A 26,217-nucleotide genomic window follows, 5' to 3' on the forward strand; every position below is an offset into this window, starting at 1 on the left:
TCGGGTCATGGGAAACTGGGAGGCGTTATGTCTTCCAGTTTCCCCCGCGCCCAGGTCGACATCGACCTCGACGCGATCCGCCACAACCTCACCTTGCTGGGCGCCCGCGCGCCCGGCGCCGAGGTGATGGCCGTGGTGAAGGCCGACGCCTACGGCCACGGCGCGCTGCCGGTGGCGCGCGCCGCGGTCGAGGCCGGCGCGGGCTGGCTCGGCACCTGTTCGCTCGGCGAAGCCCTCGCCTTGCGCGAAGCCGGCATCACGGCCCGGCTGTTCAGCTGGCTGGACACCCCGGACGTCGACTTCGCGCCGGGCATCGAAGCCGGCGTCGACCTGGCGGCCAGTTCGCTGGGTGAGCTACACCGCATCGCCAGTGCCGCGAAGCCGGGTACCCGAGCGCGTGTGCACCTCAAAATCGACACCGGGCTCTCGCGCAACGGCTGCCCGCCGGCCGCCTGGGCCGAGCTGGTCGAGGCGGCGGCCGCCGAACCGCGGGTCGACGTCGTCGCGATCTGGTCCCACCTCGCGTGCGCGGACGAGCCGGACCACCCGGCGACCGACCTGCAGGCCAAGCGCTTCGCCGAGGCCTACGACGTCGCCCGCGCCGCCGGGCTCGACCCGAAGCGGCACCTGGCGAACTCCGCGGCCCTGCTCACCCGGCCCGACCTGCACTTCGACGTCGTGCGCCCGGGCATCGCGATGTACGGGCTGAACCCGGTGCCGCAGGCCGAAGACCTGCGCCCGGCCATGACGTTCCGGTCCGCGGTAGCGCTGGTCAAGCGCGTCGAAGCCGGGGAGTCGGTGTCCTACGGGCACACCTGGACGGCTCCGCGCGACACGAACCTCGCGCTGGTCCCGGCCGGGTACGCCGACGGCGTCCCGCGGTCGCTGTCCGGGCGGATGGACGTGTGGCTCGGCGGGCAGCGGCGGCCGGTCGCCGGACGCGTCTGCATGGACCAGCTGGTGGTCGACTGCGGTGACTACGAACCGGCCGTCGGTGACGAAGTCGTGCTGTTCGGGGCCGGCGCGCACGGCGAGCCCACGGCCCGGGAATGGGCCGACAAGCTGGGCACCATCGACTACGAGATCGTGACTTCGATGTACCGCCCGCGGGTCCGGCGCCGGTATCCGGGGGAACGCTCGTGACACCTTCACGACGACTGCTGGCCATCGCCGGCGGGGTCGGAGCCCTCGCCACCGGGACCGCCGCCGCCGCTATCGTCGCCGCGCAGCAGCGGCGGCACAGTGAGGATCCGTACGTGGACGAGCCGCTGGGGGAGCTGAAGCCGGACCGTGCCTCCACGGTCGCGGCCGAGGACGGCACGCCGCTTTCGGTCGAGGAGATCGACCCGGAGGACGGCGGCAAGCCGGAACTGACTGTCGTGGGGGTGCACGGCTTCGCGCTTTCCCGGCGCTGCTGGCACTTCCAGCGCCGTGACCTGGCTTCCCTGAGGCTGCCGCGCGTGCGTCAGGTGTACTACGACCACCGCGGCCACGGCCTGTCCGGCGCGGCGTCCGCGGAGAACTCGACGATCGAGCAGCTCGCACGCGACCTCGACGTCGTTCTGCGGTCGGTGGTCCCGGAGGGACCCATCGTGCTGATGGGGCACTCGATGGGCGGCATGGTCATCATGGAGCTGGCCGCCGAGTTCCCGCAGCTGTTCGAAGAGCGGGTCGAGGGTGTTGCCTTCATCGCGACGGCGGCGGGCGAAGTGGGCGCACGCGGGTTGCCGCGTTCGCTGCTCTCGAAGTACAACCCGCTGACGCGCGCCGCCGGCGGTCTCGCCGGCTGGCAGCCGGGGCTGGTCGAGTTCGTCCGCGCGGCGGGCGGCCAGCTGACGCGCCAGGCCGTGCGGCGGCTGGCGTTCGGCAGCCGCGACGTCGCACCGCGGCTCGTCGACTTCATGCTCGAGATGCTGGAAGTGACGCCGGTGCGCGGGCTCGTGAACTTCGTCGACACGCTCGGCAGCCACAACCGCTACGCCGCGCTGGCCGGGCTGAAGCACGCGGAAGTGCTGGTCATCGGCGGCGATTCGGACCGGTTCACGCCGTTCTCGCACGCCGAGCGGATCGCGGCCGAGCTGCCCGACGCGGAGCTGGTCCGCGTCCGCGGCGCCGGCCACATGGTCCAGCTCGAGCAGCCGGAGCTGGTGAACAGCCATCTGATCGATCTCCTGCAACGCTGTTCCGGTGTGGACGGCGAAAACTCGTCCCGGCGAAACTGGTGGTGGCAGCGTTGACGTTCGTTTTTCCCACGCCCGAAGAGACCATGGACTTCGGGCGCGTGCTCGGCCGCGCGCTGCGCGCCGGTGACCTCGTGCTGCTGGCGGGCCCGCTCGGCGCGGGCAAGACCACGCTGACGCGCGGCATCGCGGACGGTCTCGGTGTCGGTGGCCGGGTGAGCTCCCCGACGTTCGTCCTGGCCCGCGTCCACCCGGCGGGTGCGCCGGGGGTGCCGTTGGTGCACGTGGACGCGTACCGGCTGGGCGGGGACCTGTCCCAGCTGGACGACCTGGACCTGGACACGGACCTGGAGCGCTCGGCCATCGTCGTCGAGTGGGGCGAGGGGTCCGCGGAGCGGCTGTCTTCCGACTACCTGGTGGTCCGGCTGGACCGCCGCGAGGACGACGTCCGCGAGGTGACGCTCGAACCGCACGGCACCTGGGCCGGCCGGGTGCCGGACCTGGTGCGGGTGTAGGTCCGCACCAGGTCGCCGCCCTCAGCCGCCGTTGTACTGCCGGTAGGCCGGTGCCCGGAAGGCCTTGGTGCCGGCGCCCGCGATCTTGTCGACCGCGCGCAGGAACTTCGGTCCCATCTTCGCGCTCGCCTGCCGGACCGGGTGCGTGGCCCCGAAGTCGTCCGGGTTCGCCTGGCCGTGGGCGAACATCGAGTAGATCACCACGGGCTTGCCCGCGGCGTCGAACATGATCCCCGCCTCGTTGCGGCCGTCGTTCAGCCAGCCCGCCTTCGTGGCGATCCTCGCCCGGTCGGCGGACGACATCTCCCGGCGGATGCCGTCGGTGAACGCCACCTGCGACCGCAGGATGGACAGCAGGTACTCCGTCGACGCCGGGCTCAGCAACGTGCCCGCGACCAGCGCCTTCAGCAGGTCGTGGGTCTCGCGCGGAGTGGTCTGGCCGAGGAAGTAGCGGTTCGGGTTGGCCACCGGCGTGACCTGGGTCTTGGGGAAGCCCTTGCTCACCAGGATCTGGTTGATCTCGGCCGCCGGCACCACGAGCCCCACCAGCCGGACACACGTGTCGTCCGAAACCGTGAGGAACAGCGACAGGACGTGGCCCAGCGTGAACGCGCTCGGGTACGCCTTGTCCAGGATGATGATGCCGTCGCCACCCGGCACGACGATGCTCTCCGGCACCTGGACCTGCTGGTCCAGCGTGAGCAGGCCACGGTCGATCTTGTCCATCAAGGTGACCGCGACGGCCACCTTGTTGACGCTGTAGGCCTCGACGACCTCGTCGGACGCCACGTCGACGGCCACCTGGTCGGCCACGCTGATGTAGGAGTTCCAGGTGCCGCCCGCCTCGGCGGCCGCGTCGTCGTAGACGCGCTTCACCTTCTGCCTGGCCCGGTCCGGGGTGGCCGGGCTGGCCTCGATGTCTGCTTCCTGCGCGAACGCGGGAGAGCCGGTCAGAACGCTTCCGGCGACGACAGCGGTCCCCACACCGAACGCCGCTCGCCTGTTGAGTCGATACCCCATCGCAAGATCCAACCACGGACCTCGTGAGTGGGAAACAGTGTTCTAACCCTGCTTCTCACTCACGACCGCGCGGGCGACCCCCAGGTCCACCAGGTCCTGAGGCCGCAGGTGCAGCTGGTTGGCGATGTCCGGGACCTCCGAAGCCGGCCGCTTGAGGATCGCCGCCGCGGCCTCGGGGGACGTCACCGAGAAGTACGCGTCCGGCGCCACCCACGTCGACCCCAGTGCCGCGAACGCCAGCGCCCCACCTGAGCCGCCTTCGCCGATCACCAACGTCGTCACCGGGATCGACGCCGTCGCCACCGCCTCGAACATCGCCGCGATCGCGCCGCCCGCGCCCGACTGCTCGGCCGCCGCGTCGTTCGCCGCGCCCGGCGTGTCCACCAGCGTCAGCACCGGGATCCCCAGCCGGGACGCCAGCTGCACCAGCCGCGCCGCCGTCCGGAAGCCCGCGGGTGACGTCGGCGTGCCGCACTGCGCCGCGTACGCGATCGTCCGGCCGTCGCGCCAGCCGAAACCGCACGCCACCCCGGAGTCGACGCCGCCGGCGCGGTCGCCGCTGACGTCCTCGCGCCAGTCGAAGTACGCGTCCAGGTACTCGACCGCCCGCGGCCGCCGGGGCGATCGCGCCGCCTGCACCGCTTCCCAGCCCGTCGACGGCAGCGAAGCCGCTCGAAGCGCGGAAGGCGGGGGAGCCGCCGCCGTCGAACGGGCCGTCAGCAGCCGCAGCCAGCGCTCCAGCGTCACGCCGAGGTCGTCCGGCGAAACGATCGTGTCGACCTGACCCCACTCGAGCTTCGCTTCGGCGGTGTACGCCTCCGGCGAGCCGGCCGGACGCACCCGCGAACCCGCGAAGCCGACCTGGGCGTCCGGCAGCGCGAGGATGACGTCGGCGCCCGCGCCGAGCGTCGCCCAGCCGCCGCCGGTCGTCGGGTCGCGCAGCACGGAAATCTGCGGGATGCCCATCGACCGCGTCAACGCCGCCGCCCGCGCCACCCGCTGGAGCTGCAGCAACGCGCGCATGCCCTGCTGCATGCGGCTGCCGCCGGTCGAAATCAGCGACACGACCGGGAGTCGCGCATCGCGCGCGTGCGCGAAGGCGGCCTCGATCCGGTCGCCGGTGCGCTGCCCGAGCGAGCCGCCGAGGAACCCGAACTCGAACGCGATCAGCACGGCTTCGACGTCGCCGATCTTCGCCGTCCCGCAGACGACCGACTCCTTCTCGCCGGTGCGCTGCTCCGCGGCGGCGCGCGCGGCGCGGTAGCCCGGCCAGTTGATCGGCCCGTCGGCCGGTTCGTCGCGCAACGGCGTGGGGAACTCCGTGAACCCGTTCGCGATCGCGCCGACGACTTCGCGCGCCGGCTGCCTAGACACCGAGCGCCCGCTTCATGACCTTGCCCATGTCGTTGCGCGGCAACGCGTCCAGGTACCGCACGACCCGCGGGCGCTTGTGCGGCGCGAGCAGCTTGGCGACGTGGTCGGCCAGCTCTTCGGCCGACGGCGGCTCCCCGTCGGGCACGATCCACGCGACGATCCGCTCGCCGAGGTCGTCGTCCGGCTCGCCGGTGACGGCGGCTTCGGCGACGCCGGGGTGTTCGAGCAGCGCGTTCTCGATCTCGCCCGCGCCGATCTTGTAGCCGCCGCTCTTGATCAGGTCGGTCGCCTTGCGCCCGACGATCTTCACGTAGCCGTCGGGGTCGCGGGTGGCCATGTCGCCGGTGCGGAACCAGCCGCCGTCGAACGCGGCTTCGGTCGCGTCCGGGCGGTTGAGGTACTCGGTGAACAGGTTCGGCCCGCGCACCTGGATCTCGCCGACGGTCTCGACGTCCTCGATCACTTCGCCGGCTTCGCCGACCAGCCGCAGTTCGACCCCGCTCAACGGCACGCCGACCGTGCCGGGCTTGCGTTCGCCGTCGGCGCGGACGCTCGTGTTCATCAGCGTCTCGGTCATCCCGTAGCGCTCGACGACCTGCTGGCCGGTCGCCGCGGTGATCCGCTGGTGGTCGTGCACCGGCAGCGCGGCCGACCCGGAAACCAGGAGGCGCGCGCCGCGCAGGGCGTCCGCCAGCGCGGTGTCCGTGCCGACTTCGCCGGCGATGCGGTGGTACATGGTCGGGACGCCGAACAGCATCGTCGCGCCGTTCGCCAGCTCGCGCGCGACGCCCTCGGTCGAGAACCGGCCGAGGTGGCGCACCGAGCCGCCGCGGCGCAGCGGGCCGAGGATGCCGAGGATCAGGCCGTGCACGTGGAACAGCGGGAGCGCGTGCACGAGGACGTCATCGGCGCTCCAGCCCCAGGCGTCTTCGAGCGCGTCGAGCGTCGTCGCGAGCGAGCGGCGGGGAAGGACGACGCCCTTCGGCGGCCCGGTGGTGCCCGACGTGTAGACGATCAGCGCGGGTGCCTCGGGGTCCGGCTCGGCCGCGAGCGGCGTCTTCTCGCCGGTCAGCGGGATGTCGCGGCGCGGCAGGCCGGCCAGGCCCGCGGGCAGCTCGACGCCGGGTTCGGCGAGCACCAGCTGGGGCTCGCTGTCGGCGAGGATGTGCGCGAGCTCGCGTTCGCCGATCTTCGGGTTGAGCGGCACGGCCGGGACGCCGGCCAGCAGCGCGGCGACGACGGCGACGCTGGTGTGGACGGTCGGGGTCGCCCAGACGGCGACGCGGCCGCGCGGCAGCTCGGCGGCGAGCCCGCCGGCGACGGCGGCGAGGCCGTCGTAGGTGAGAACGTGGTCGCCGAAGCGGAGGGCTTCCTTGCCCGAACCTGACAAGAGGGTGGGGAACATCGGGTCGGGCACCGCGGGGACCTCCCAGAGTCGCACTCGTCCCGCACGTTACCGTGCGGATCAGTCCCCTGCAGCAAGCGGCCGAAGACCCTGGTCGTACGCTTGCTTACCGTGTTGGTACTGGCGATCGATACCTCGACCCCGGCGGTGACCGCGGGCGTCGTCGCGGTGGACGACAGCGGGGTCGAGACGCGCGGAGACCGCGTCACGGTCGACCCCCGCGCCCACGGCGAACTCATCACGCCGCACGCGCTGGCGGCCGCCGAAGCGGCCGGCGTGACCTTCAAGGACCTCGACGCGATCGTCGTCGGCGTCGGCCCCGGGCCGTTCACCGGCCTGCGCGCCGGGATGGCCGCCGCCGCCGCCCTCGGGCACGCGCTCGGCCTGCCGGTGTACCCGGTCTGCAGCCTCGACGCGCTCGCCGCCGACGTCGCCCCGGGCGACAGCGCTTTCCTCGTCCTCACCGACGCCCGCCGCCGCGAGGTCTACTGGGCGGCCTACGACGGCGCCGGGACCCGCACCGACGGCCCGCACGTCCAGCGGCCGGCCGACCTCGAGACCGACGTCAAGGTCGCGGCGGGTGACGGCGCCCTGCTGTACGCCGACGCGCTCGACGTCCGGCCGATCGAACCGCGGTTCCCGTCGCCCGCCGGGCTCGTGAAGGCCGCTCGCGCCGCGTTGCTCGCGAAGGAAACGCCCGCGCCGCTGACCCCCCTGTACCTGCGCCGTCCCGACGCCGCCGAGCCGACGGCGCCGAAACGGGTGACCGCGCAGTGAGACTCGAGCCGCTGCGCCGCCGGGACATCGCCCGGTGCGTCGAGATCGAGCAGATCCTCTTCCCCGGCGACGACCCGTGGAGCTCGCGCGCGTTCCACTCCGAGCTGGACATGGGCAACTTCTACCTGGCCGCCCGCCCGGACGAGAGCGACGAGCTGCTCGGGTACGCCGGGTTGGCCGTCGTCGGGCGGCGCCGCGGCGAGTACGAGGCGACCGTGCACACCATCGGCGTCGCGCCCGAGTACCAAGGTCAGGGCATCGGCAAGGCGCTGTTGCGGGCGCTGCTGGAACGGGCCGACGAGTTCGAGGCGCCGGTGTTCCTCGAGGTCCGCACGGACAACGAGACGGCGCTCGGGCTGTACGAAAACCACGGCTTCGAACGGCTCGGCATCCGGAAGCGCTACTACCAGCCTTCCGGCGCCGACGCGTACACGATGGTCCGCCCCGCGCGGACGCGAGACGAGGTGGCGGGCTGATGTCACGCATCATCATGGGCATCGAAAGCTCGTGCGACGAGACCGGCGTCGGCCTGGTCCGCCTGCACGACGACGGCACGGTGGAGCTGCTCGCCGACGAGGTCGCCTCCAGCGTCGAGCAGCACGCGCGCTTCGGCGGCGTGGTGCCCGAAGTCGCGAGCCGTGCGCACTTGGAAGCGATGGTCCCGACGACTGAACGGGCGTTCGCCACGGCCGGTCTTTCGCTGTCCGATGTGGACGCCATTGCGGTGACGGCCGGGCCGGGTTTGGCGGGCGCGCTGCTCGTCGGTGTCTCGGCGGCGAAGGCGTACGCGACGGCGCTGGACGTGCCGCTCTACGGGGTCAATCATCTCGCTGGGCACATCGCGGTGGACACGTTGCAGCACGGGCCGTTGCCGACGCCGTGCTTGGCGTTGCTGGTGTCCGGTGGGCACACGCAGCTTCTGCGCGTCGACGACATCGCGTCGGAGATCACCGAGCTGGGGTCCACTGTGGACGATGCTGCGGGGGAGGCGTACGACAAGGTCGCCCGCGTGTTGGGCCTGCCCTACCCGGGCGGGCCGCCGATCGACAAGGCGGCGAAGAACGGCGACCCGGCGGCGATCGCGTTCCCGCGCGGGATGACCGGTCCGCGGGATGCGAAGAACGACTTTTCCTTCTCCGGTTTGAAAACGTCGGTCGCGCGCTGGGTCGAAGGCGCTGGGCGGCGCGGCGAAGAGATTCCGGTGGATGATGTTGCGGCGTCCTTCCAGGAGGCCGTTGCGGATGTGCTGACTATGAAGGCGGTTCGCGCGGCGAAGGAGTTGGGGATCGGCACCATTGTGATTTCTGGTGGGGTGGCTGCTAATTCGCGGTTGTCCTCGCTGGCTGCCGAGCGCTGTGCTGCTGCGGGGATCGAGTTGCGGGTTCCGCGGCCTCGGCTGTGTACCGATAATGGTGCGATGATCGCCGCTTTGGGGGCGCATGTTGTTGCGGCCAAGCGGCCGACTGCTCCGTTGGACTTCAGTGCCGATCCGGCGTTGCCGGTGAGCGTGGTTTCGCTCTAGGGCGGTTCGGCTCTGACCCGCCACCCCGCTCGCCCATTGTGACTACGGCCGGCAGCACCGCGTCAAGGCGGGAAAGATGCCTTGACCCGGCGCTGCCGGCCGTGTTCTGGCTTCGGATCGGGGTTGCGGGGGGTCTGGGTTCCGAGATTCCTGGGTTTGCGTGTCCCCTTGCGTCTCGCTCGTCAGGAAGCTGCTGCGTGCTTGTGCGCCGGGGCGCCTACACCCAGCAGTTCTTCGATCGCCGCGACCGCTAACGCTGCCGCATTCCCTTCGCCGTACGGGTTTCCGACCTGGGCCGGCCGTAGCTCGCCGCTCAGCAACCGCGCTGCGGTGTCGGCTATCCGGGATGTCTCCGTGCCCACCAGCCACGCGCACCCCGCCTCCACGACCTCCATTCGCTCGGTGACGTCCCGCAGGACCAGCACCGGCGTTCCGAACGTCGGGGCCTCCTCCTGGATGCCGCCCGAGTCCGTCAGCACCAATGACGCCAGCCGCAGTGCTCGGACCAGGTCCGGGTACTCCAGCGGGTCTGTCACCGTCACCCGTGGCAGGCCGCCCAACGCCGCCTCGACCTGGGTGCGGACCTGGGGGTTCGGGTGCGCCGGGAACAGCACCTGGACGTCCGGGTGCTCCGCCACGATCAGCTGCACCGCGGCGAGCGTCCGCTCCAGCGGCTCGCCCCACGACTCGCGCCGGTGGGACGTCACGAGCACCAGCCGCTCGCTCGCCTCCGCGATCTCCATCTCCAGCAACGCCAGTGCCGTGTCGCGCGCCGGGAGGTCGCGCGCCGCGATCTCCAGCACCGCGTCCACCACCGTGTTGCCCGTCACCGCGATCCGTTGCCGTGCAACGCCTTCCGCGCGCAGCTCGGCCGCCGCGGCGAGGGTCGGGGCCAGGTGCAGCGCCGCCAGGCGGGACACCATCTGCCGGGCGCCCTCCTCCGGGAAGGGCGCGGTGAGGTCGTGCGTGCGCAGCCCGGCTTCCAGGTGCACCACCGGGATGCCCAGCCAGAACGCGGCGAGCGCGCCCGCGAGCGTCGTCGTGGTGTCGCCCTGGACGACGAGCGCGGCCGGCGCGTGCCGGCGCAGGACGTCGTCGAGCGCCGGCAGCAGGCCCGCGACCAGCTCCGCCTGACCGCCGGTCACGCGCGGCGGCACGTCCAGCCACTCGTCCGCGACCAGGCCGAACGGCGAGAGGGCCTGCTCGACCATGCCCGCGTGCTGCCCGCTGTGGACCAGGATCGGCCGCAACGCGGGGTGCGCCTCCAACGCCAGCGCCAGCGGCGCGAGCTTGAGCGCTTCCGGCCGCGTCCCGGCCAGCAACATCACATCCACCCCGCGGTGCCCCTTCTCCACATAGCCCAGTGTCCAGCAAATATCTCCCAAAGGGGCCGCCGGCGTGCGAGGGGCGCACGCCGACGGCCCTTTTCGTTACTCCCGCGCCTGGGAGAGACGGCGGTTGCGGCGGTGGACGGCGATCAGCGCGACGGTCCCGAGCAGGACCAGGAGCACGCCGACGGCCAGCCACCACCCGACGTCGGCCCCGGTGGCGGCGAGGGTGCCCACCCCGCCACCGGCCACGCCGACGCCCGCGCCCGGCATCTTGTACATGCGGGCCTCGCTCAGGCCTGCGCGGAGCGCCGGCGGTAGATGCGCGTGCCGACCGGCACCGCGACGGCGCCGAGCAGCCCGAGCCCGATCCACAGGCCCGCGCCGGACGCCAGCGGCATCGGCGGCGCGGCCGGCCCGCAGGTCGCCGACGACACGATCACGTCACCCGAGCCCAGCGAGCCGACGACCCCGCCGAGCAGCTTCACGTGGATGGCGTTGACCGTGAGGCTGCCGTCCTGGTTCTTGATCTGCTCGTTGAGGATGACCGTCGCGATGTTGATGCCGGCGATCGCGACCTTGACCTGCGTGTTCGCCGCGGGGTTGGCGTCGACGGTGCCGACGCTGCCGAGCTTCGCGTCGGCCAGCGTGCTGCTGCCCTTGACGCCCGCCTGGGTCGCGGTGCACACGGCCTCGACGGTCTTGATGCCGACGTCGCCGAGCGCGGCCTTGAGCAGCGGCAGGCCGACGTTGGCGGTGGTCGCCTTCGCGGTCACCGCGCCGGAGTTGTCGTCGCGCTTGGCTTCGGTCGCGATCACACCGGCAGTCAGGACGCCGGGCACGGCGGCGCTCGCCAGCGTGCTCGTCGTCGGGCCCGCGGTGCTGGCGGCCGCGAGCGGGCCCGCCTTCACCGCCTGCTGCCCGAGCAGCTTGACGTCGACCTTCACGCCGTACGCCGACCCGTCACCGGGCGCGGCCGACGCGGGGGCCGCGCCGGCGAGCACGAAGCTCGCCACGACCGCGGCGAGCAGGCCGCCGCGGCGCACGAGGGAGCTCTTCTTCAACTGGTCCTCCGAAATTCGCTGGGTTTCCCTGGAGTTCGCGTGACGGCGGCGCGGATCGAACCGGCTTGCCTCGACTCGGCACGCGAATCGACTATCGCGAACAGCGGCGCGAATAGCACACGAAATTTCCCGAATCACCGGATCGGGTATTCCGCGACGCCGTTTCCGCTGGTCGTGCCGACGTCACTCGAACGGCGTAACAAGTTCGGCGAAGAACCAGCCGAATGGGGCCGCCTTTCCACCCCTCCGAGTGGAAAGGCGTGGCACACATGTCCTACGCTCGCCCGGGGTCCGCAGCTGGAACGAAAAACCGACACCGAGAGGACCGTCGTGGCCGTAGCGAGCGCTCCGAACTCTGGCATGACAAGGTTTCCGCTGGTCATAGCGCTGAGCGCGCTGGCGGCCGCGGGGGTCGTGGTGGTGCTGGCCGAGCGGTTCTACCGCGAACTGGAAGTGCGCCTGGCCGGCGCGATCCTCGACGTCATCACTACATCGGGTGTTTATGTGGCACCCGATCGGGAGTCCGTTTACTTTGGGTTGAGCAGTGCTGCTCCATTCGGGTTGAGAATGACTCCGGAATGCTCTTCGGCGTTCCTTCTGCTCCCGCTGGTCGTTGTGACCATGGCCATGTTGTATTTCCGGCCGTCGAATGCGAAGCGCCTGTTCTTTTCGCTCGGTATTTCCGCACTCGTCGTCGTACTGGTGAACCAGCTGCGCATTCTCACGATCGTCGGCCTGGTGCACTGGTTCGGCACCGACGAGGGCTACTACTGGGGCCACACGCTGCTCGGCTCGATGGTCAGCGTGTTCGGCGGCGCCGTCTCGATCGTCCTGTTCGTCTGGCTGGCCACCCGGAAGAAGAAGGCATGAGCGTCAAGGTCCTGCTGGCGATCACGCAGGCGTTCGCGCTCACGATGAGCGTGGCGTTCCTGGTGTACGTCGTGGTCATCGTGGTGCCGTACCTGCGCCGCAAGCCCGCGCCGGTCGGCGACCCCGCGGACTTCACGTGGCACTTCTTCGTCCCGTGCCGCGACGAGCAGACGGTCATCCGCGAGACGATCCGCTACCTGCGCACGACGTTCCGCAAGGCGCACGTCTGGGTCGTCGACGACGACTCGGAGGATCGCACCGCCCGCGTCGTCCGGATGCTGTGGCGGCGCCACGGCGGCTACGACCCGTACCTGCACCTGGTGCCGCGGGTGCGGCCCGAAGCCCGGACCGGCAAGGGGGACGCGCTCAACGCGGCCTACCGGGCCCTCAACGACTGGATGGGTTCGGACGCGTCGCGCGACGACGTCGTCGTGGTGGTCGTCGACGCCGACGGCCGCCCGGCCCCGAACTGCCTGGAGGTCTGCGCGGCGGACCACCTCTTCGGCGACCCGGAGATCGGCGCGGTCCAGCTCGACGTGTGGATGAGCAACGTCGAAACGCCGCCGCCGTCGCGCAACCCGGTCGGCCGCTGGTTCGGCCTGAAGCTCGCGCAGCTGCAGGACCTGGAGTTCCGGACGGCGATCGCGGCGATCCAGACCTCCCGCGGCTTCACCGGCACGATCTCCATGGGCGGCAACGGCCAGTTCACCCGGCTCACCGCCCTCGACTCCATCGCGGGCGACGCCGAGGAGCCGTGGCGCGGCTCGCTGCTGGAGGACTTCGAGCTCGGCGTCCACCTGCTGACGGCGGGCTGGCGCACCGGGTTCACCCCGGATTCCCATGTGGCGCAGGAGGGTCTGTACAGCCTGCGCCGGTTCCTGGTGCAGCGCACGCGCTGGGGCCAGGGCACCATGCAGTGCGCCCGCTACCTGCGCCGGATCTGGGATTCGCCGCACGTCAGCACGCTCGGCGCGGCGGAGATGATGTACTACCTCGCCCAGCCGTGGCTGCAGCTGCTCGGCTCGCTGCTGTACCCGATCCCGTTCATCCTGCTGGTGGTGAGCACCGCGGGCGACCCGGCGCAGATGTGGACGTGGTTCACCGGCGGCGCGTGGATCCTGTTCGCCATCTACGGCTCGTTCGGGCTGCTGCCGTTCCTCGTCTGGGGCCCGATCTACCAGCTGAAGTGCCTGCGCAGCCGGAACGTCCTGCGCGGCATCGGGCTGGGCTTCGCGTACGCGGCGTACATCTACACGTTCTACGTGACGTCGTGGCGCGCGCTCTTCCGGCTGGTCCGCGGCCGCAACGGCTGGGCGAAGACGCGGCGCAACACCGAGCAGGCGGCGGGGGCGAAGGTCGCGCTCGACGCTTGAGCTCTTACCCCCGGCGTGAGTTTCTGGTTAGGTTCTGACCGTCTGGCACCTGAACCCTGGGGGTTTATGCCCATGTCCCTCCCAAGATCGGCCGCGCTCATCGCCGCCGCCACGCTCCTGACCGGTCTGGCCGCCGCGCCGGCCCAAGCCGCCGCCGGTGACCAGCGGCAACGCGACTTCGCCGCCGCCGCGAGCGAGTTCGGCGTCCCCGAGAACGTCCTGCTCGGCGTCTCCTACCTGGAGTCCCGGTGGGACTTCAACGCCGGCACGCCCAGCACGTCCGCCGGCTACGGCCCGATGCACCTCACCGACGTGCGCGAGGCCGGGGTGGCGACCAGCCACCACGACGAAGGCACCGAGGACCCGCGCGGCGACGACGCGCGTCCGGCGCTGCACCCGCAGGCCGGGCCCGCCACGCCGCCGGCCGGGCTGCAGACCGTGGACGAGGCAGCGCAGCTCGTGGGCGAGGACGCCGCGACCCTGCGCACCGACGCGACCCAGAACATCCGCGGCGGCGCCGCCCTGCTCGCGAAGTACCACGCCGGCCAGAGCGGCTGGTACGACGCCGTCGCGCGGTACAGCGGATCCACCGGCGACGCCGCGCGGACGTTCGCCGACGAGGTCTTCGAGACCATGAAGAGCGGCATGTCCCGGACCACCGATGACGGCCAGCAGGTCACCCTCGCCGCGTCGCCGGACGTGCAGCTGCCGGCGCACAGCGGGAACCCGGCGGACGTCGAGTGCCCGCGGACCGTCGCCTGCGAGTCCGTCCCGGCGCCGTATGAGGAGCTGCCGAACGACGACTACGGCAACCACGACCTCGCGAACCGGCCCGAGAGCCAGAAGATCGACCACATCGTCATCCACGACACCGAGGGCTACTGGGACAGCGTCCTCAAGCTCGCCCAGGACCCGACGTACGTGAGCTGGCACTACACGATCCGCTCCACCGACGGCCTGATCGCGCAGCACGTGCCGACCAAGGACGTCGCCTGGCACGCGGGCAACTGGTACGTCAACGCGAAGTCCATCGGCATCGAGCACGAGGGCTTCGCCGCGAAGGGCACCTGGTACACCGAGGCGATGTACCGCTCGAGCGCGAAGCTCGTCGGCTACCTCGCGCGCAAGTACGGCATCCCGCTCGACCGCGCGCACATCATCGGCCACGACAACGTGCCGGGCACGATCCCGTCGACGATCAAGGGCATGCACTGGGACCCGGGACCGTACTGGGACTGGTCGCACTACTTCGACCTGCTGGGCGCGCCGCTCGGCGGGTTCGGGCTGCCGGGCTCGTCGCTGGTCACGATCGACCCGGACTTCGCGAAGAACCAGCCCGCGTTCACCGGCTGCGACAGCCCCGGGACCCCGTGCGCGCCGCGCGGCTCGGAAGCCGTGGTGCTGCACTCGGAGCCGAGTGAAGCTTCGCCGCTGCTGAAGGACATCGGCCTGCACACCGACGGCTCGGCGTCCACAATGGACGTTTCCGACGTGGGCAGCCGCGTCGCGACGGGGCAGCGGTACGCGGTCGCCGGCGTCAGCGGCGACTGGACGGCGATCTGGTACCTCGGCCAGAAGGGCTGGTTCCACAACCCGCGCGGGGCTCGCGTGGCCAAGCCGGCGATCGGCTGGGTCGTGACGCCGAAGCCGGGCCTGGCAACGGTGCCGGTGTACGGGCGCGCCTACCCGGAGCCGGAGGCCTACCCGGCGAACGTGCCGGTCCAGACCATCACCCCGCTGCCGTACACGTTGTCGGCGAGCCAGAAGTACTCGTCCGCCGGCACGGTCGGGTCCGAGTACTACTACGCGGTGACGTTCGACCTGGCCGACCATGTCGTGGTCAAGGGCAAGCTGAAGTACGTCCAGATCCAGTTCGGGCACCGGATCGCGTTCGTCAAGGCGGACGACGTCCGGGTGCTGCCGGCGTTCTAGCGGTGGTGGCGCCGGCGGGGTTCAGCTCGCGCCGGCGCCGCCCGGCCGGACGGCGCGGATGATCGCCGAGTGCAGCTTGCCGCCGACTTCGTGGGTGAACCGGACTTCGATGCTTGCCAGCCCGGCGTCGCGGAGCAGCGACCGATAGCGCTCGGCGGTGAGCGCGTCGCCGAGGCATTCGGCGGTGCCGGCCGCGCGTTCGGCGTCGGTGAGCGTGCCGGCGGCGACGATGTCGGTGATCCCGAGCCGCCCGCCGGGCCGCAGGACCCGGGCGATCTCGGCGAACACGGCCGGTTTGTCGGGCGAGAGCGTGATGACGCAGTTGGAGATGACGACGTCGACCGAGGCGTCCGGCAGCGGGATCCGTTCGATGGTGCCGTGGACGAACTCGGCGTTGGTGACACCGGCCCGCTCGGCGTGGCGCCGGGCGAGGGTGAGCATGTCGTCGGTGACGTCGAGGCCGATGGCGCGCCCGGCGGGGCCGACCCGCCGGGCGGAGAGCAGAACGTCGAGCCCGCCGCCGGAACCGAGGTCGAGCACGGTCTCCCCGGGCCGCAGGTCGGCGACGGCCACCGGGTTCCCGCAGCCGATGCTGGTCGCGGTCACCTCGGCGGGGACGTCTTCGCCGGCGTAGTGGACGGCACCGAGCCGCTCGGTGTCGGCGATCAGGCCGGCGTTTTCCCCGGCCAGCGCCCGGCGGGCGGCATCGGCGTATCGGTCGAGGCTCACGGGCACACCTCCGCGAAAGGGACGGCGGCACGCCCCATGACGACGTCGGCCGCGGTCGGGAAGCAGGACACGCAGCGCTCGTTGACCCGGTAGAGCCGGGCGGTGCCGCGTGGCTCGGCGAGCACGAACCGGGCTTCGGTGAGGACCTTGAGGTGGGCGGACACGGTGGACTGCCCGACGTCGACCTGCTCGACGATCTGCCCGACGGTCATCGGTGCGCCCGAGGAGGCCAGCAGGTTGAGGATCTGCACCCGGGTCGGATCGGCCAGGGCCCGGAACCACCCGGCGTAGGTCTCAGCGGTAGCACGGTCCAGCACGGCGGCCCCTTTCATCGTATATCGACGATAAACGATGAAGGGTCAGGCGACAACCAGCTCGGCGAGCAGGGCACGCACCCGGCGGTCGATCTCGTCCCGGATCGGCCGGACGTCCGCGGCGGACCGGCCGGCGGGGTCGTCGAGCTGCCAGTCGAGGTAGCGCTTGCCGGGGAAGACCGGGCAGGCGTCGCCGCAGCCCATGGTGATCACGACGTCGGCAGCTTCGACCGCGTCGGTGGTCAAGCGCTTGGGGAACTCGCGGGAGACGTCGATCCCGAGTTCGGCCATCACCGCGACCACGGCCGGGTCGACCTCGTTCGCGGGAGCCGACCCGGCGGAGCGGACCGCGACCCGGCCGGCGGCGTGGTGGTCCAGCAGCGCGGCGGCCATCTGCGAACGCCCGGCGTTGTGGACGCAGACGAACAGCACTTCGGGGGTGTTCACGGGGTGACCTCCACGCGGGCCGGGGTGAAGCGGCGCCGCAGCGCCAGGGACACGTACACGAGCGTGACGAGGACGGGTACTTCGATCAGCGGTCCGACGACCCCGGCCAGCGCTTGCCCGCTGGTCGCTCCGAACGTGGCGATGGCTACGGCGATGGCGAGTTCGAAGTTGTTGCCCGCAGCGGTGAACGCGAGCGTCGTGGTGCGCTCGTAGGACAGTCCGACGGCGCGACCGAAGGCGTAGGACCCGGCCCACATCAGTCCGAAATAGACCAGCAATGGCACCGCGATCCGGACCACGTCCAGCGGCCGTGCCGTGATCTGTTCTCCTTGCAGGGCAAAGAGAACCATGATGGTGAACAACAGCCCATACAGCGCGGCCGGGCCGAACCTCGGCAGGAACCGCGTCTCGTACCAGGCGCGGCCCTTGGCGCGTTCGCCGAGACGGCGGGTCAGGTACCCGGCCACCAGCGGGATGCCGAGGAAGATCAGCACGCTTTTCGCGATCTGCCACCCGGACACGGCGAGGTCGGCTTGGGGCAGGCCGAGCCGGCCGGGCAGGACCGAGAGGTAGAACCAGCCGAGCAGGCCGAACGCGATCACCTGGAACACCGAGTTCAGCGCGACCAGCACGGCCGCTGCCTCGCGGTCGCCGCACGCGAGGTCGTTCCAGATGACGACCATCGCGATGCAGCGGGCGAGCCCGACGATGATCAGCCCGGTCCGGTACTCCGGTAGATCGGGCAGCAGCAGCCAGGCCAAGGCGAACATCAGCGCCGGGCCGATCAGCCAGTTCAGCACCAGTGAGGGCCACAGCAGCCGCCGATCGGCGGTGACGGTGCCGAGCCGGTCATAGCGCACCTTCGCCAGGACCGGATACATCATCACCAGGAGGCCGAGGGCGATCGGCAGCGAGATCCCGTCGACCTGCACCGCGGACAAGGCGGTGTTCAAGCCGGGGATCCAGCGGCCGGCCAGCAGTCCGGCGACCATCGCGGCGGCGATCCACACGGGCAGGAACCGGTCCAGGGTGGACAGCTTGCCGACCACCCCGGCGTGCGTGTCGGTCATGCCGGGACGATCGCGTCGCCGGGGACCAGCACGGCCGAGAGGCGGGCCAGCACTTCGGGGTGGACGCGGTAGTAGACCCACGTGCCGCGTCGCTCGCCGGTGATCAGGCCGGACTCCCGCAGCACCTTGAGGTGGTGGGAGATGGTCGGGCCGGTCAGGTCGAACGCGTCGGTCAGGTCGCACACGCACGCCTCCCCGCCGGCGTGGGACGCGATCAGGGACAGCAGGCGCAGGCGGACCGGGTCGGCCATCGCCTTGAACAGCTTCGACAGCTCGAGGGCCTGGTCCTCGTTCAGCGGTTCACGGGCGAGCGGGGAGCAGCACGCGACGATCGGGAGCTGTTTCGGCATCTGTCTATCTTGACAGTCTTCTAAGTAGAGGGCAATCTAAGTCTTCTGTTTCGATGAATGTCTATTCAAGGAGGATCGTCATGTCACGGGTGCAGCTCGCGCTCCGGGTCGGAGACCTCGAGGGGTCGATCGACTTCTACTCGAAGCTGTTCGGGACCGAGCCGGCCAAGCTCCGGCCGGGGTACGCGAACTTCGCGATCGCCGAGCCGGCGCTCAAGCTCGTGCTGTTGGAGGGGGAGCCGGGGCAGGCGACGGTGATGGATCACCTCGGCGTCGAGGTCGAGTCGAGTGACCAGGTCGGCGAGGCGAGTCGGCGGCTGACCGGGGAGGGGCTGGAGACGCTGACCGAGGACGACACCACGTGCTGCTACGCCGTCCAGGACAAGGTGTGGGTGCACGGGCCTGGTCAGGAGCCTTGGGAGGTTTACACGGTCAAGGCGGATTCGCGGACTTTCGGCACGGACAGCGCGGCCCTCGCGGCGACGTGCTGTTCGACCGACGCCCCGGACGCCCGGCCGGAGGGCTGCTGCTCTTGATTTCGCTTGGGGCGGGGCGGCCCAGGGTCTTGCGGCCCCTCCTCCCGGCGTCGGCTGAAAGCCGCCGGTCAGGCCACCTCCGGGTGTGTTCCACACGCCGGTGACCACCCTCCTTGCACGACTGGCACTCACGTGGCTAGAGTGCTAATCGCACGGCCCGACAGCCCCGGCACCCGCGACGGCGGGGGTGGTAGAGCCGTAACCACATCCTGCCAACGCTTTCGACGACCGTGGAGGTCAACCCGGTGAGCGTGAACATCAAGCCGCTCGAGGACAAGATCGTTGTCCAGACGAGCGAGGCCGAGGAGACGACCGCTTCCGGCCTCGTCATCCCCGACACCGCCAAGGAGAAGCCCCAGGAGGGCAAGGTTCTGGCCGTGGGCCCGGGCCGGATCGACGACAAGGGCAACCGCGTCCCGCTGGACGTGAACGTCGGCGACGTCGTCATCTACTCGAAGTACGGCGGCACCGAGGTCAAGTACAACGGTGAGGACTACCTCATCCTGTCCGCCCGCGACGTGCTGGCCGTCATCAACTGACGTCCGCTCGCAGCGCATGACGCCCCGGGCCCCGCACAACGCCGGGGAGCGGGGCGTTTTTGCGTTCAGAGAAAGGTAAGCGGAACACGCTATGCCCAAGCAGATCAGTTTCGACGAGGACGCTCGTCGCGCGCTGGAGCGCGGGGTGAACAAGCTCGCCGACGCCGTCAAGGTCACCCTCGGCCCGCGTGGTCGCCACGTCGTGCTCGACAAGAAGTTCGGCGGCCCGACCATCACCCTCGACGGCGTGACCGTCGCCCGTGAGGTCGACCTCGACGACCCGTTCGAGAACCTCGGCGCGCAGCTCGCCAAGAGCGTCGCCACCAAGACCAACGACGTCGCCGGGGACGGCACCACCACCGCGACCGTGCTCGCGCAGTCGCTGGTGAAGGTCGGCCTGCGCAACGTCGCGGCCGGCGCCAACCCGACGTCGATCGGCCGCGGCATCGAGGCCGCCGCGGAGAAGGTCATCGAGGTCCTCAAGGCCAAGGCCACCCCGGTCAAGGGCCGCGAGAACATCGCCCAGGTCGGCACCGTGACCTCCCGTGACGCCAACATCGGCGCCCTGCTCGGCGAAGCCGTCGAGAAGGTCGGCGAAGACGGCGTCATCACCATCGAGGAGTCGTCGACCCTGGCGACCGAGCTGGTGATCACCGAGGGCGTCCAGTTCGACAAGGGCTTCCTCTCGGCGCACTTCGCGACCAACCCGGAGGAGCAGAAGGCGATCCTTGAGGACGCCTACATCCTGCTCGTCCGCGAGAAGGTCTCGTCGCTGGCCGAGCTGCTGCCGGTGCTCGAGAAGGTCGTCGAGGCCAAGAAGCCGCTGCTCATCATCGCCGAGGACGTCGACGGCGAGGCGCTGTCCACCCTCGTGGTGAACTCGCTGCGCAAGACGATCACCGCCGTCGCGGTCAAGGCGCCGTTCTTCGGCGACCGCCGCAAGGCGTTCCTGGACGACCTCGCGGTCGTCACCGGCGGCGAGGTCATCTCCGCGGAGATCGGCCGCAAGCTGGCCGACGTCGACCTCGGTGCGCTGGGCAAGGCCCGCCGGATCGTCGTCACCAAGGACGACACCACGATCGTCGACGGCGACGGCACCAAGGACGCCATCTCCGGGCGGGTCGCGCAGATCCGCAAGGAGATCGAGACGACCGACTCCGACTGGGACCGCGAGAAGCTGCAGGAGCGGCTCGCGAAGCTCGGCGGCGGCGTCGCGGTCATCAAGGTCGGCGCGGCCACCGAGACCGAGCTCAACGAGCGCAAGCACCGCATCGAGGACGCCGTGGCTTCGACCAAGGCGGCCGTCGAGGAGGGCATCCTGCCCGGCGGCGGTTCGGCGCTGGTGCACGCGGTCAAGGAGCTCGAGGGCGGTCTCGGCCTCGAGGGCGACGAAGCGACGGGTGTCCGCATCGTGCGCGACGCGCTGTCGGCGCCGCTGTTCTGGATCGCGACCAACGCGGGCCACGAGGGCGCGGTCATCGTCAACAAGGTCCGCGAGCAGGACTGGGGCCACGGCTTCAACGCGGCCACCGGCGAGCTCACCGACCTGCTGGCCGCCGGCATCGTCGACCCGGTCAAGGTGACCCGGTCCGCGGTGGCGAACGCCGCCTCGATCGCGCGTCTCGTGCTGACGACCGAGTCGTCGGTCGTCGAGAAGCCGGCCGAGGAAGAGCCCGCCGCGGCGGGCCACGGCCACTCGCACTGACGCTGGACACGAAAAGCGGGGCAGCACACGTGCTGCCCCGCTTTTCGTGTCTGAAGAGCACGAAGGGCGGCACCCCACCCGGTGCCGCCCTCCGAGGTCTGTGGGGCGCTCAGCCGCCGGACATGCTGAGCGTGCGTTTGTCGGACTTGATGAGGTGCTCCCGTTCGGACTCCGAGAGGCCGCCCCAGATGCCGTAGGGCTCGTGCACCGCCAGCGCGTGGCTGCGGCACATCTCGAGGACGGGGCAGCTCAGGCAGACCGCCTTCGCCCTGGCCTCCCGCCGTGCCCGCGCCGGGCCGCGCTCGCCGTCCGGGTGAAAGAAGGACGCGCTGTCCATCCCCCGGCACGACCCTTCGAGCTGCCAGTCCCACATGTCGGCGTTGGGTCCTGGGAGCCTGCGCGTGTCTGCCATCCTGACCGCCTCCGTCATTCGGTCGATGCCGCTAGCTGCTCTGCTGTGGTGCCGATACTCCATTCGGTGCAACGGCGGTAACGTTAGAAGCGCGCCAATAGTTGTTCAAGCGATCCGGCCCGATTCAGCCGTTAGGCATCCCCCGGATGTGTGAGCTGGGATTTCGCCTCCGGTTGCCGACCCCGCGGTCTGCCTGGATATTGAGCCTCGTGGGAGCTGGGTCGGGCACCGAAGAACCCACCCTGCCGGTGGCCTCGGTCGCCCGCCGGCTCGGGGTCGCGCCGTCCACCCTCCGAACCTGGGACCGCCGCTACGGGCTCGGCCCGAGCCGGCACACCGACGGCCGCCACCGCCGCTACGGCACCTCCGACATCGGCCGGCTCGAACTGATGCAGCGCGCGCTGCTGAGCGGTGCGTCGACGGCCGAGGCGGCGCGCTACGCCCTGGAGCAGATACCGCGCTCGGGGCCGCCGCAGCCATCGGAGCCGTCGGAGCCCGCCGACGCAGCCGCGGCCGACGACGGCCTGGAGGTCCGCTCCCGCCTGGCCCGCCGGCTGAGCACGGCGGCACTGGCGATGGACGTCGGCGCGGTCCAGCGGATGCTCGCGGACACGATCGCCGAGCTGGGCGTCCTCCCGGCGTGGACGGGCGTGATCGAGCCGGTCCTGTCGGCCCTGGGGGCGCGCTGGCGCGGCGCGAGCGCGGGCGCGGAGGTCGAGTACCTGCTGGCGGAGTGCGTATTCGCGGCGCTGGTCCGCGCGACCCCGGTGCTGGACGAGCCGCGCAACACGCGCCCGGTGCTGCTGGGCTGCGTCCCGGAGGAACGCGACAGCATGCCGATGTACGCGCTGGCGGCGTCCCTGGCCGGCCGGCGCATCGGGGCGCAGCTGTTCGGGGTCCCGCTGCCGGCGGAGGTGCTGGCGGTCGCGGTGCGCCGAAGCGCGCCGGCGGCGGTGGTCCTGTGGGCGCACCGGCGCGGGGTGGCGGACACGCGGCTGTTCGCGCGGGTGTCCCGGGGGAGGCAGCGGAGCCGGTTGTTCGCGTGCGGTCCGGGGTGGGACCCGGCGGGGCTGCCGGACCGGGTGGAGCTGCTGACGGACCTGCCGGGCGCGGCGGACCGCATCGAGCACGTCCTGGTCGGCGCGCTCCCGTAGCGAGCCCGGCCACTTCGATCATGTTTTTGTCGGTGGGACCCGCTACAAAGTACGGGTGCACGAACCCGCCCTCCGGGCCGCCGCGTTCGGGAGCGATCCGCTCCCGGATCCCGCCGTGCTGCGCGGTGGTGGCAGTGGCACCGGCAAGGAGCGCCTCCTCGCCGCCGTCGTGCTCGGCGCCCAGGGCCGGTACGCGGCCGCCGCCACCCTCCTGGACGGCCTCCGGCGCGAGAAAGACCCCGTCCTCGCCTCCCTGGCCGCCAGCACCCTCGGCGCCCACCGGCGGCAGCTGGGCGGCCACCGGCAGGCCCGTGCCTTCGACGGCGAGGCCTTCGCCAAGGTCGTCAGCGAGACGACCGAGCCCGACCCCGACGGCCTCGACGCCGCCGGCGCGCGGGCCGACGCCCTGCTCGGCCTGGCCGCCGACAACCTCGCCCTGGGGCGCCAGCGAGCCGCGCGCAGGCTGGCCGCCCGGGCCGCGGAGCAGCACGCTGGGTGGCGGGCCTGCGTCCGCGGGGGCTGGGTCGGCGCCGAGATCGAGCTCGCCGCAGGTCAGGGCGCCGCCGCCGTGCCGCACGCCGAGCGGGCTTTCGAAACCGCCGTCGCGCGGGGTGCGCGGCGGCACGCGGTGAAATCCGGGATTGTGCTGGCCGTCGCTCTGGGGGCGGCCGGGGGTCCCGATCACCGGAAGATTTCGGACGGTCTTGTCGGAAACGCAATGGCGACCGCCGAGGAATGCGAACTGCTTTCACTTTTGTGGCCGGCCGCGCTCGTCATGGCCGATCTGCGCCCAGGACACGCCGAGGAGTATCGATTCAGAGTGGCAGAGGTGTTGCACGCAGTGTTACGAAGCGCAGATCCTTGCGGGAGGAGGATCGCGGGGGAATCGCCATGGGTCCCCGCCCCGGGTGGTTGAGCCGTCGGAATGGGGTGTTCCGGCATCCGGGCTAAGAAACTTCAAAAAAAGCCACCGGATCGTGTCAAGGTTCGGGCTAAAGCGTCCGATAGGGGAAGTGGAATGTCACCCGGCTGCAGGAAGGAAACCCCGTGACGACGGTCTTGATCTGCGACGACCGACGCAGTGTCCGTGAAGGGCTCACCCGAGTGATGTCCGCGGTCCCTGGGGTCAGTCGCATCGACTGCGTAGCGCACGGTGACGAGCTGCTGGCCCGGTACTCCCGTCAGCCCGTCGACGTCGTGCTGGTCGGGACGCAACGCGCGGTCCCGACAGGTGTCGAAGCCACTCGACGGCTCGTCTCCGCGAACCCCCAGGCGAATGTCATCGTCTTCGGCGCCCCGGACGACGCGGGCAGCATCGCCGCCGCGATCGCCGGCGGTGCCCGCGGCTACCTCCGCTGGGACGCGTCCCGGCCGGAGCTGGTCGCCGCGCTGGCCCACACCCTGGCGAGCACCTCGGTGCCCGCGCCCCGTCAGCCGTCCGACCCGGGCGTCCAGCTGACCGAGCGCGAGCTTCAGGTGCTCCGCGGGATGAGCCAGGGCAAGAGCAACGGCCAGATCGGCCGCGAGCTCTACCTGTCCGAGGACACGGTGAAGACCCATGCCCGGCGGTTGTTCCGGAAGCTCGGCGTGCGCGACCGCGCGCAGGCCGTGGCCCACGGCTTCCGCCGCGGCCTGGTCAGCTGACCCGTCGCTCTCCCCGTTCCTGACACGGCCGGTTTACAGGTGACGACGGGCCAGGGCGAATCCGCCCTGGCCCGTACCTGTGTGGTCCCCATCACACTCCGGCGCCCACTCGGGCAGCCCCCGGGACGGCATCCCGTCCCGGCACCCGTCCCTCCGACGGATCTCGTACCCGTGACGCCGCTCGCTCGTTGAATCGGCGAAGAAGCACACGGGTCCGCACGACAATCCGTATTTCCGCGCCTCGCGGGGCCGCGGCACGCCCGGAAGCACCGCGCGCGCCGCTCCGCCGGGGGCCGCGGGTACGGTAGCGGTCTCCGGTACGCGGTGGAGGCGACCACGGGCCGGGTTCTTTGCACACCTACGCGTAACACTGGGACTGTTGTCTGCGATGGCCAATGTGGGGGATGGACTGGATGAACCGGTCGCCGCTGCTGTCGAGGGAGATCCCCAGGCAGTGGAGCGGCTGCTGGCTGCTATCCGTCCACTGGTAGTGCGGTATTGCCGCGCTCGGGTTGGCAGGCAGGAGCGATCGTTCGCTTCGGCGGACGACGTTGCGCAGGAGGTGTGTCTCGCGGTGCTAACGGCATTGCCCTCGTACCGCGACCAAGGCCGCCCTTTTCTGGCGTTCGTCTACGGGATCGCCCAGCACAAGGTGGCCGACGCGCACCGCGCGGCGGCGCGCAACCGGGCCGAACCGGTGGCCGAGATCCCCGACGAGGTCGAAGGCGGGGTCGGTCCCGAGCAGCGGGCGCTGCAAGGTGAGCTGAACGAGCGGATGTCCCAGTTGTTGCAGGTGCTGCCGGACAAGCAGCGGGAGATCGTGGTGTTGCGCGTGGTCGTCGGTCTGTCGGCGGAGGAGACCGCGGACGCGGTCGGCTCCACGCCCGGCGCCGTCCGCGTCGCCCAGCACCGCGCCCTCGCGCGGCTGAGAAAGGTCCTGGCCGCGGAGGAGGTGATCTGAGTGACCGGTCACGAGAAGGGTTACGAGCCCGACGACGTGTTCGGTAGTGGCTTGTCGTCGTCGGAGGCGGAGTTCGCCGCCGACCTGTCGGCCGTACAGGCAGACGACGCGCTGCTCGACGCGCTGGGCGGGTCCGACCCGGCCCTGGCCGACGGCCTCGGCGACCAGGAGCTCAACGCGTTGCTGGTGGCGTGGCGAAGAGACATCGACAGCGAGCCATTGGCCGAGCTGGTCGACGTCGACACCGCAGTGCGGACCGTCACCACCGCGAGTCTCGCGAAGCAGCACGCCTCGAGCGGACGCCGCCGCAGGCTGCTCGTCCCGGTCGCCGTCGCCGCCGCCGTGCTGGCGATCGCGTTCACCGGCACCGGGCTGGCCGCGCGCTCCGCGCAACCGGGCGACACCCTCTGGGGCCTGGCGAAGGTCCTCTACTCCGATCACACCCGCTCGGTCGAGGCCGCCGCGAACGCGAAGCTCGACCTCGAGAAGGCGAACCTGGCCATCGCGGGCGGCAACCTCGACGCCGCGCGCGAGGCCCTCGACGCGGCGCAGGCCGCGCTGTCGCAGGTCAGCGACGAAGACAACCGTGACCAGCTCATGGAGCAGCACCGGCAGCTCGCCGCGCAGCTGACCAACCCGGAGGCGCCGGTCCAGGGCCCGACCCAGACCTCGTCGCCGCAGAAGCCGCCGGGCGTCACGGCGACGCAGATCCCGCCGGCCGGCTCGGCGACGTCGATCCCGGGCAGCGGCAGCGGCACCACCAGCCTGCCGGGCACCGGGACGCCGACCCCGACGCCCCCGCCGCCGACCACGACCCCGCCGCCGCCGACCACCGAGATCCCGCCGACCACGACGGCCGCGAGCGGCAATGACCCCGGCACGAACACCGGGCGCAGCGAGTCGTCCGTCGGCGGTCAGAGCGTCGAAGGGCAGTAGGACCACAGCGAAAAGGCCCCTGGTGAGAAAACTCACCAGGGGCCTTTTTCACGGCTCTGT

General features: G+C 71.2%; 29 protein-coding genes. 17 read left to right on the top strand and 12 right to left on the bottom strand.

What is annotated here, in order from left to right; all coding sequences use genetic code 11:
* Nucleotides 1–27 precede the first annotated feature (27 nt).
* From alr to tsaE, 3 genes are read left to right on the top strand one after another with little or no spacing between them, the layout of a single operon-like run.
* Nucleotides 28–1,143 (top strand): alanine racemase, encoded by a 1,116-nt coding sequence (gene alr / locus BLV96_RS25395; RefSeq protein WP_086675590.1) that lies wholly within the window; start codon nt 28–30, stop codon nt 1,141–1,143.
* On the top strand, nt 1,140–2,237 hold the full coding sequence (locus tag BLV96_RS25400; RefSeq protein WP_167379727.1) for an alpha/beta fold hydrolase: 1,098 nt from the start codon (nt 1,140–1,142) through the stop codon (nt 2,235–2,237). The genes alr and BLV96_RS25400 overlap by 4 nt, the downstream gene beginning before the upstream one ends.
* A complete protein-coding gene (tsaE, locus tag BLV96_RS25405; RefSeq protein WP_167379728.1) occupies nt 2,234–2,695 on the top strand; it encodes a tRNA (adenosine(37)-N6)-threonylcarbamoyltransferase complex ATPase subunit type 1 TsaE in 462 nt (153 codons plus the stop codon). The genes BLV96_RS25400 and tsaE overlap by 4 nt, the downstream gene beginning before the upstream one ends.
* A 21-nt stretch (nt 2,696–2,716) precedes the next feature.
* Here tsaE and BLV96_RS25410 read toward each other — a convergent pair whose 3' ends face one another.
* The 3 genes from BLV96_RS25410 to BLV96_RS25420 all read right to left on the bottom strand — a co-directional run bounded on the left by BLV96_RS25410 (nt 2,717) and on the right by BLV96_RS25420 (nt 6,506).
* A complete protein-coding gene (locus BLV96_RS25410) occupies nt 2,717–3,679 on the bottom strand; it encodes a serine hydrolase (protein ID WP_086675592.1) in 963 nt (320 codons plus the stop codon).
* 78 nt (nt 3,680–3,757) lie between these two features.
* Nucleotides 3,758–5,089 carry a carboxyl transferase domain-containing protein gene (locus BLV96_RS25415; RefSeq protein WP_086675593.1) on the bottom strand — a complete coding sequence of 444 codons (1,332 nt, stop codon included), beginning with the start codon at nt 5,087–5,089 and terminating at the stop codon, nt 3,758–3,760.
* A complete protein-coding gene (locus tag BLV96_RS25420) occupies nt 5,082–6,506 on the bottom strand; it encodes an acyl-CoA synthetase (RefSeq protein WP_086675594.1) in 1,425 nt (474 codons plus the stop codon). Before BLV96_RS25420 ends, BLV96_RS25415 begins: the two co-directional genes overlap by 8 nt.
* A gap of 99 nt (nt 6,507–6,605) precedes the next feature.
* Here BLV96_RS25420 and tsaB point away from each other — a divergent pair, with 99 nt between their 5' ends.
* From tsaB to tsaD, 3 genes are read left to right on the top strand one after another with little or no spacing between them, the layout of a single operon-like run.
* A complete protein-coding gene (tsaB, locus tag BLV96_RS25425) occupies nt 6,606–7,271 on the top strand; it encodes a tRNA (adenosine(37)-N6)-threonylcarbamoyltransferase complex dimerization subunit type 1 TsaB (protein WP_086675595.1) in 666 nt (221 codons plus the stop codon).
* Complete coding sequence (rimI, locus tag BLV96_RS25430) at nt 7,268–7,747, top strand: ribosomal protein S18-alanine N-acetyltransferase (protein ID WP_086675596.1); 480 nt, start codon at nt 7,268–7,270, stop codon at nt 7,745–7,747. Before tsaB ends, rimI begins: the two co-directional genes overlap by 4 nt.
* Nucleotides 7,747–8,793, top strand: a complete 1,047-nt coding sequence (gene tsaD / locus BLV96_RS25435; RefSeq protein ID WP_086675597.1) for a tRNA (adenosine(37)-N6)-threonylcarbamoyltransferase complex transferase subunit TsaD — start codon at nt 7,747–7,749, stop codon at nt 8,791–8,793. The genes rimI and tsaD overlap by 1 nt, the downstream gene beginning before the upstream one ends.
* A 182-nt stretch (nt 8,794–8,975) precedes the next feature.
* Here tsaD and wecB read toward each other — a convergent pair whose 3' ends face one another.
* The 3 genes from wecB to BLV96_RS25450 form a co-directional block, all read right to left on the bottom strand.
* A complete protein-coding gene (wecB, locus tag BLV96_RS25440; protein ID WP_086672862.1) occupies nt 8,976–10,127 on the bottom strand; it encodes a non-hydrolyzing UDP-N-acetylglucosamine 2-epimerase in 1,152 nt (383 codons plus the stop codon).
* Nucleotides 10,128–10,223: 96 nt separating this feature from the next.
* Complete coding sequence (locus BLV96_RS25445) at nt 10,224–10,403, bottom strand: LPXTG cell wall anchor domain-containing protein (RefSeq protein ID WP_086672860.1); 180 nt, start codon at nt 10,401–10,403, stop codon at nt 10,224–10,226.
* Between the two features lie 11 nt (nt 10,404–10,414).
* Nucleotides 10,415–11,185, bottom strand: coding sequence for a choice-of-anchor protein CoaP (locus tag BLV96_RS25450; RefSeq protein ID WP_086672858.1), 771 nt, complete (start codon nt 11,183–11,185; stop codon nt 10,415–10,417).
* Between the two features lie 360 nt (nt 11,186–11,545).
* On the opposite strand from BLV96_RS25450, the gene xrtP reads away from it, so the two are divergent.
* The 3 genes from xrtP (at nt 11,546) to BLV96_RS25465 (ending at nt 15,360) form a co-directional block, all read left to right on the top strand.
* The gene (gene xrtP, locus BLV96_RS25455) at nt 11,546–12,055 is read left to right on the top strand and encodes an exosortase P (RefSeq protein WP_208608320.1); all 510 of its coding nucleotides are present in this window, start codon (nt 11,546–11,548) and stop codon (nt 12,053–12,055) included.
* The gene (locus BLV96_RS25460; protein WP_086672856.1) at nt 12,052–13,428 is read left to right on the top strand and encodes an XrtP-associated glycosyltransferase; all 1,377 of its coding nucleotides are present in this window, start codon (nt 12,052–12,054) and stop codon (nt 13,426–13,428) included. The genes xrtP and BLV96_RS25460 overlap by 4 nt, the downstream gene beginning before the upstream one ends.
* Nucleotides 13,429–13,494: 66 nt before the next feature.
* Entirely contained in the window at nt 13,495–15,360 is a 1,866-nt protein-coding gene (locus tag BLV96_RS25465) for an N-acetylmuramoyl-L-alanine amidase (protein ID WP_086672854.1), read from the top strand.
* A 21-nt stretch (nt 15,361–15,381) separates the two neighbouring features.
* Here BLV96_RS25465 and BLV96_RS25470 read toward each other — a convergent pair whose 3' ends face one another.
* Genes BLV96_RS25470 through BLV96_RS25490 form a run of 5 tightly spaced genes read right to left on the bottom strand, consistent with a single transcriptional unit; the run spans nt 15,382 to nt 18,270 of the window.
* Complete coding sequence (locus BLV96_RS25470) at nt 15,382–16,089, bottom strand: methyltransferase domain-containing protein (protein WP_244180451.1); 708 nt, start codon at nt 16,087–16,089, stop codon at nt 15,382–15,384.
* Nucleotides 16,086–16,406 (bottom strand): ArsR/SmtB family transcription factor, encoded by a 321-nt coding sequence (locus BLV96_RS25475; protein ID WP_086672866.1) that lies wholly within the window; start codon nt 16,404–16,406, stop codon nt 16,086–16,088. The genes BLV96_RS25470 and BLV96_RS25475 overlap by 4 nt, the downstream gene beginning before the upstream one ends.
* Before the next feature lie 42 nt (nt 16,407–16,448).
* A complete protein-coding gene (locus BLV96_RS25480; RefSeq protein ID WP_086672850.1) occupies nt 16,449–16,850 on the bottom strand; it encodes an arsenate reductase ArsC in 402 nt (133 codons plus the stop codon).
* A complete protein-coding gene (gene arsB, locus BLV96_RS25485) occupies nt 16,847–17,920 on the bottom strand; it encodes an ACR3 family arsenite efflux transporter (protein ID WP_086672848.1) in 1,074 nt (357 codons plus the stop codon). Before arsB ends, BLV96_RS25480 begins: the two co-directional genes overlap by 4 nt.
* Nucleotides 17,917–18,270, bottom strand: a complete 354-nt coding sequence (locus BLV96_RS25490; RefSeq protein WP_086672846.1) for an ArsR/SmtB family transcription factor — start codon at nt 18,268–18,270, stop codon at nt 17,917–17,919. The genes arsB and BLV96_RS25490 overlap by 4 nt, the downstream gene beginning before the upstream one ends.
* Nucleotides 18,271–18,350: 80 nt before the next feature.
* Between BLV96_RS25490 and BLV96_RS25495 the strand changes: the two genes are divergently transcribed.
* The 3 genes from BLV96_RS25495 (at nt 18,351) to groL (ending at nt 21,050) form a co-directional block, all read left to right on the top strand.
* The gene (locus BLV96_RS25495; protein ID WP_086672844.1) at nt 18,351–18,806 is read left to right on the top strand and encodes an ArsI/CadI family heavy metal resistance metalloenzyme; all 456 of its coding nucleotides are present in this window, start codon (nt 18,351–18,353) and stop codon (nt 18,804–18,806) included.
* A 245-nt stretch (nt 18,807–19,051) separates the two neighbouring features.
* Nucleotides 19,052–19,345 (top strand): co-chaperone GroES, encoded by a 294-nt coding sequence (groES, locus tag BLV96_RS25500; protein WP_004559922.1) that lies wholly within the window; start codon nt 19,052–19,054, stop codon nt 19,343–19,345.
* A gap of 91 nt (nt 19,346–19,436) precedes the next feature.
* On the top strand, nt 19,437–21,050 hold the full coding sequence (gene groL / locus BLV96_RS25505; protein ID WP_086672841.1) for a chaperonin GroEL: 1,614 nt from the start codon (nt 19,437–19,439) through the stop codon (nt 21,048–21,050).
* A 109-nt stretch (nt 21,051–21,159) separates the two neighbouring features.
* Here groL and BLV96_RS25510 read toward each other — a convergent pair whose 3' ends face one another.
* On the bottom strand, nt 21,160–21,480 hold the full coding sequence (locus BLV96_RS25510; RefSeq protein ID WP_086672839.1) for a WhiB family transcriptional regulator: 321 nt from the start codon (nt 21,478–21,480) through the stop codon (nt 21,160–21,162).
* A gap of 230 nt (nt 21,481–21,710) precedes the next feature.
* On the opposite strand from BLV96_RS25510, the gene BLV96_RS25515 reads away from it, so the two are divergent.
* The 5 genes from BLV96_RS25515 to BLV96_RS25535 all read left to right on the top strand — a co-directional run bounded on the left by BLV96_RS25515 (nt 21,711) and on the right by BLV96_RS25535 (nt 26,157).
* A complete protein-coding gene (locus BLV96_RS25515; RefSeq protein WP_208608321.1) occupies nt 21,711–22,616 on the top strand; it encodes a MerR family transcriptional regulator in 906 nt (301 codons plus the stop codon).
* A gap of 55 nt (nt 22,617–22,671) precedes the next feature.
* Nucleotides 22,672–23,532, top strand: coding sequence for a hypothetical protein (locus BLV96_RS25520; protein ID WP_086672835.1), 861 nt, complete (start codon nt 22,672–22,674; stop codon nt 23,530–23,532).
* 131 nt (nt 23,533–23,663) lie between these two features.
* Nucleotides 23,664–24,260, top strand: coding sequence for a response regulator transcription factor (locus tag BLV96_RS25525; protein ID WP_003073605.1), 597 nt, complete (start codon nt 23,664–23,666; stop codon nt 24,258–24,260).
* A gap of 388 nt (nt 24,261–24,648) precedes the next feature.
* Nucleotides 24,649–25,221, top strand: coding sequence for a sigma-70 family RNA polymerase sigma factor (locus BLV96_RS25530; RefSeq protein ID WP_026468912.1), 573 nt, complete (start codon nt 24,649–24,651; stop codon nt 25,219–25,221).
* The gene (locus tag BLV96_RS25535; protein ID WP_086672833.1) at nt 25,222–26,157 is read left to right on the top strand and encodes an anti-sigma-D factor RsdA; all 936 of its coding nucleotides are present in this window, start codon (nt 25,222–25,224) and stop codon (nt 26,155–26,157) included.
* Nucleotides 26,158–26,217 lie beyond the last annotated feature (60 nt).

It is taken from the genome of Amycolatopsis pretoriensis (genome assembly GCF_900107925.1).
Lineage (GTDB): Bacteria > Actinomycetota > Actinomycetes > Mycobacteriales > Pseudonocardiaceae > Amycolatopsis > Amycolatopsis pretoriensis.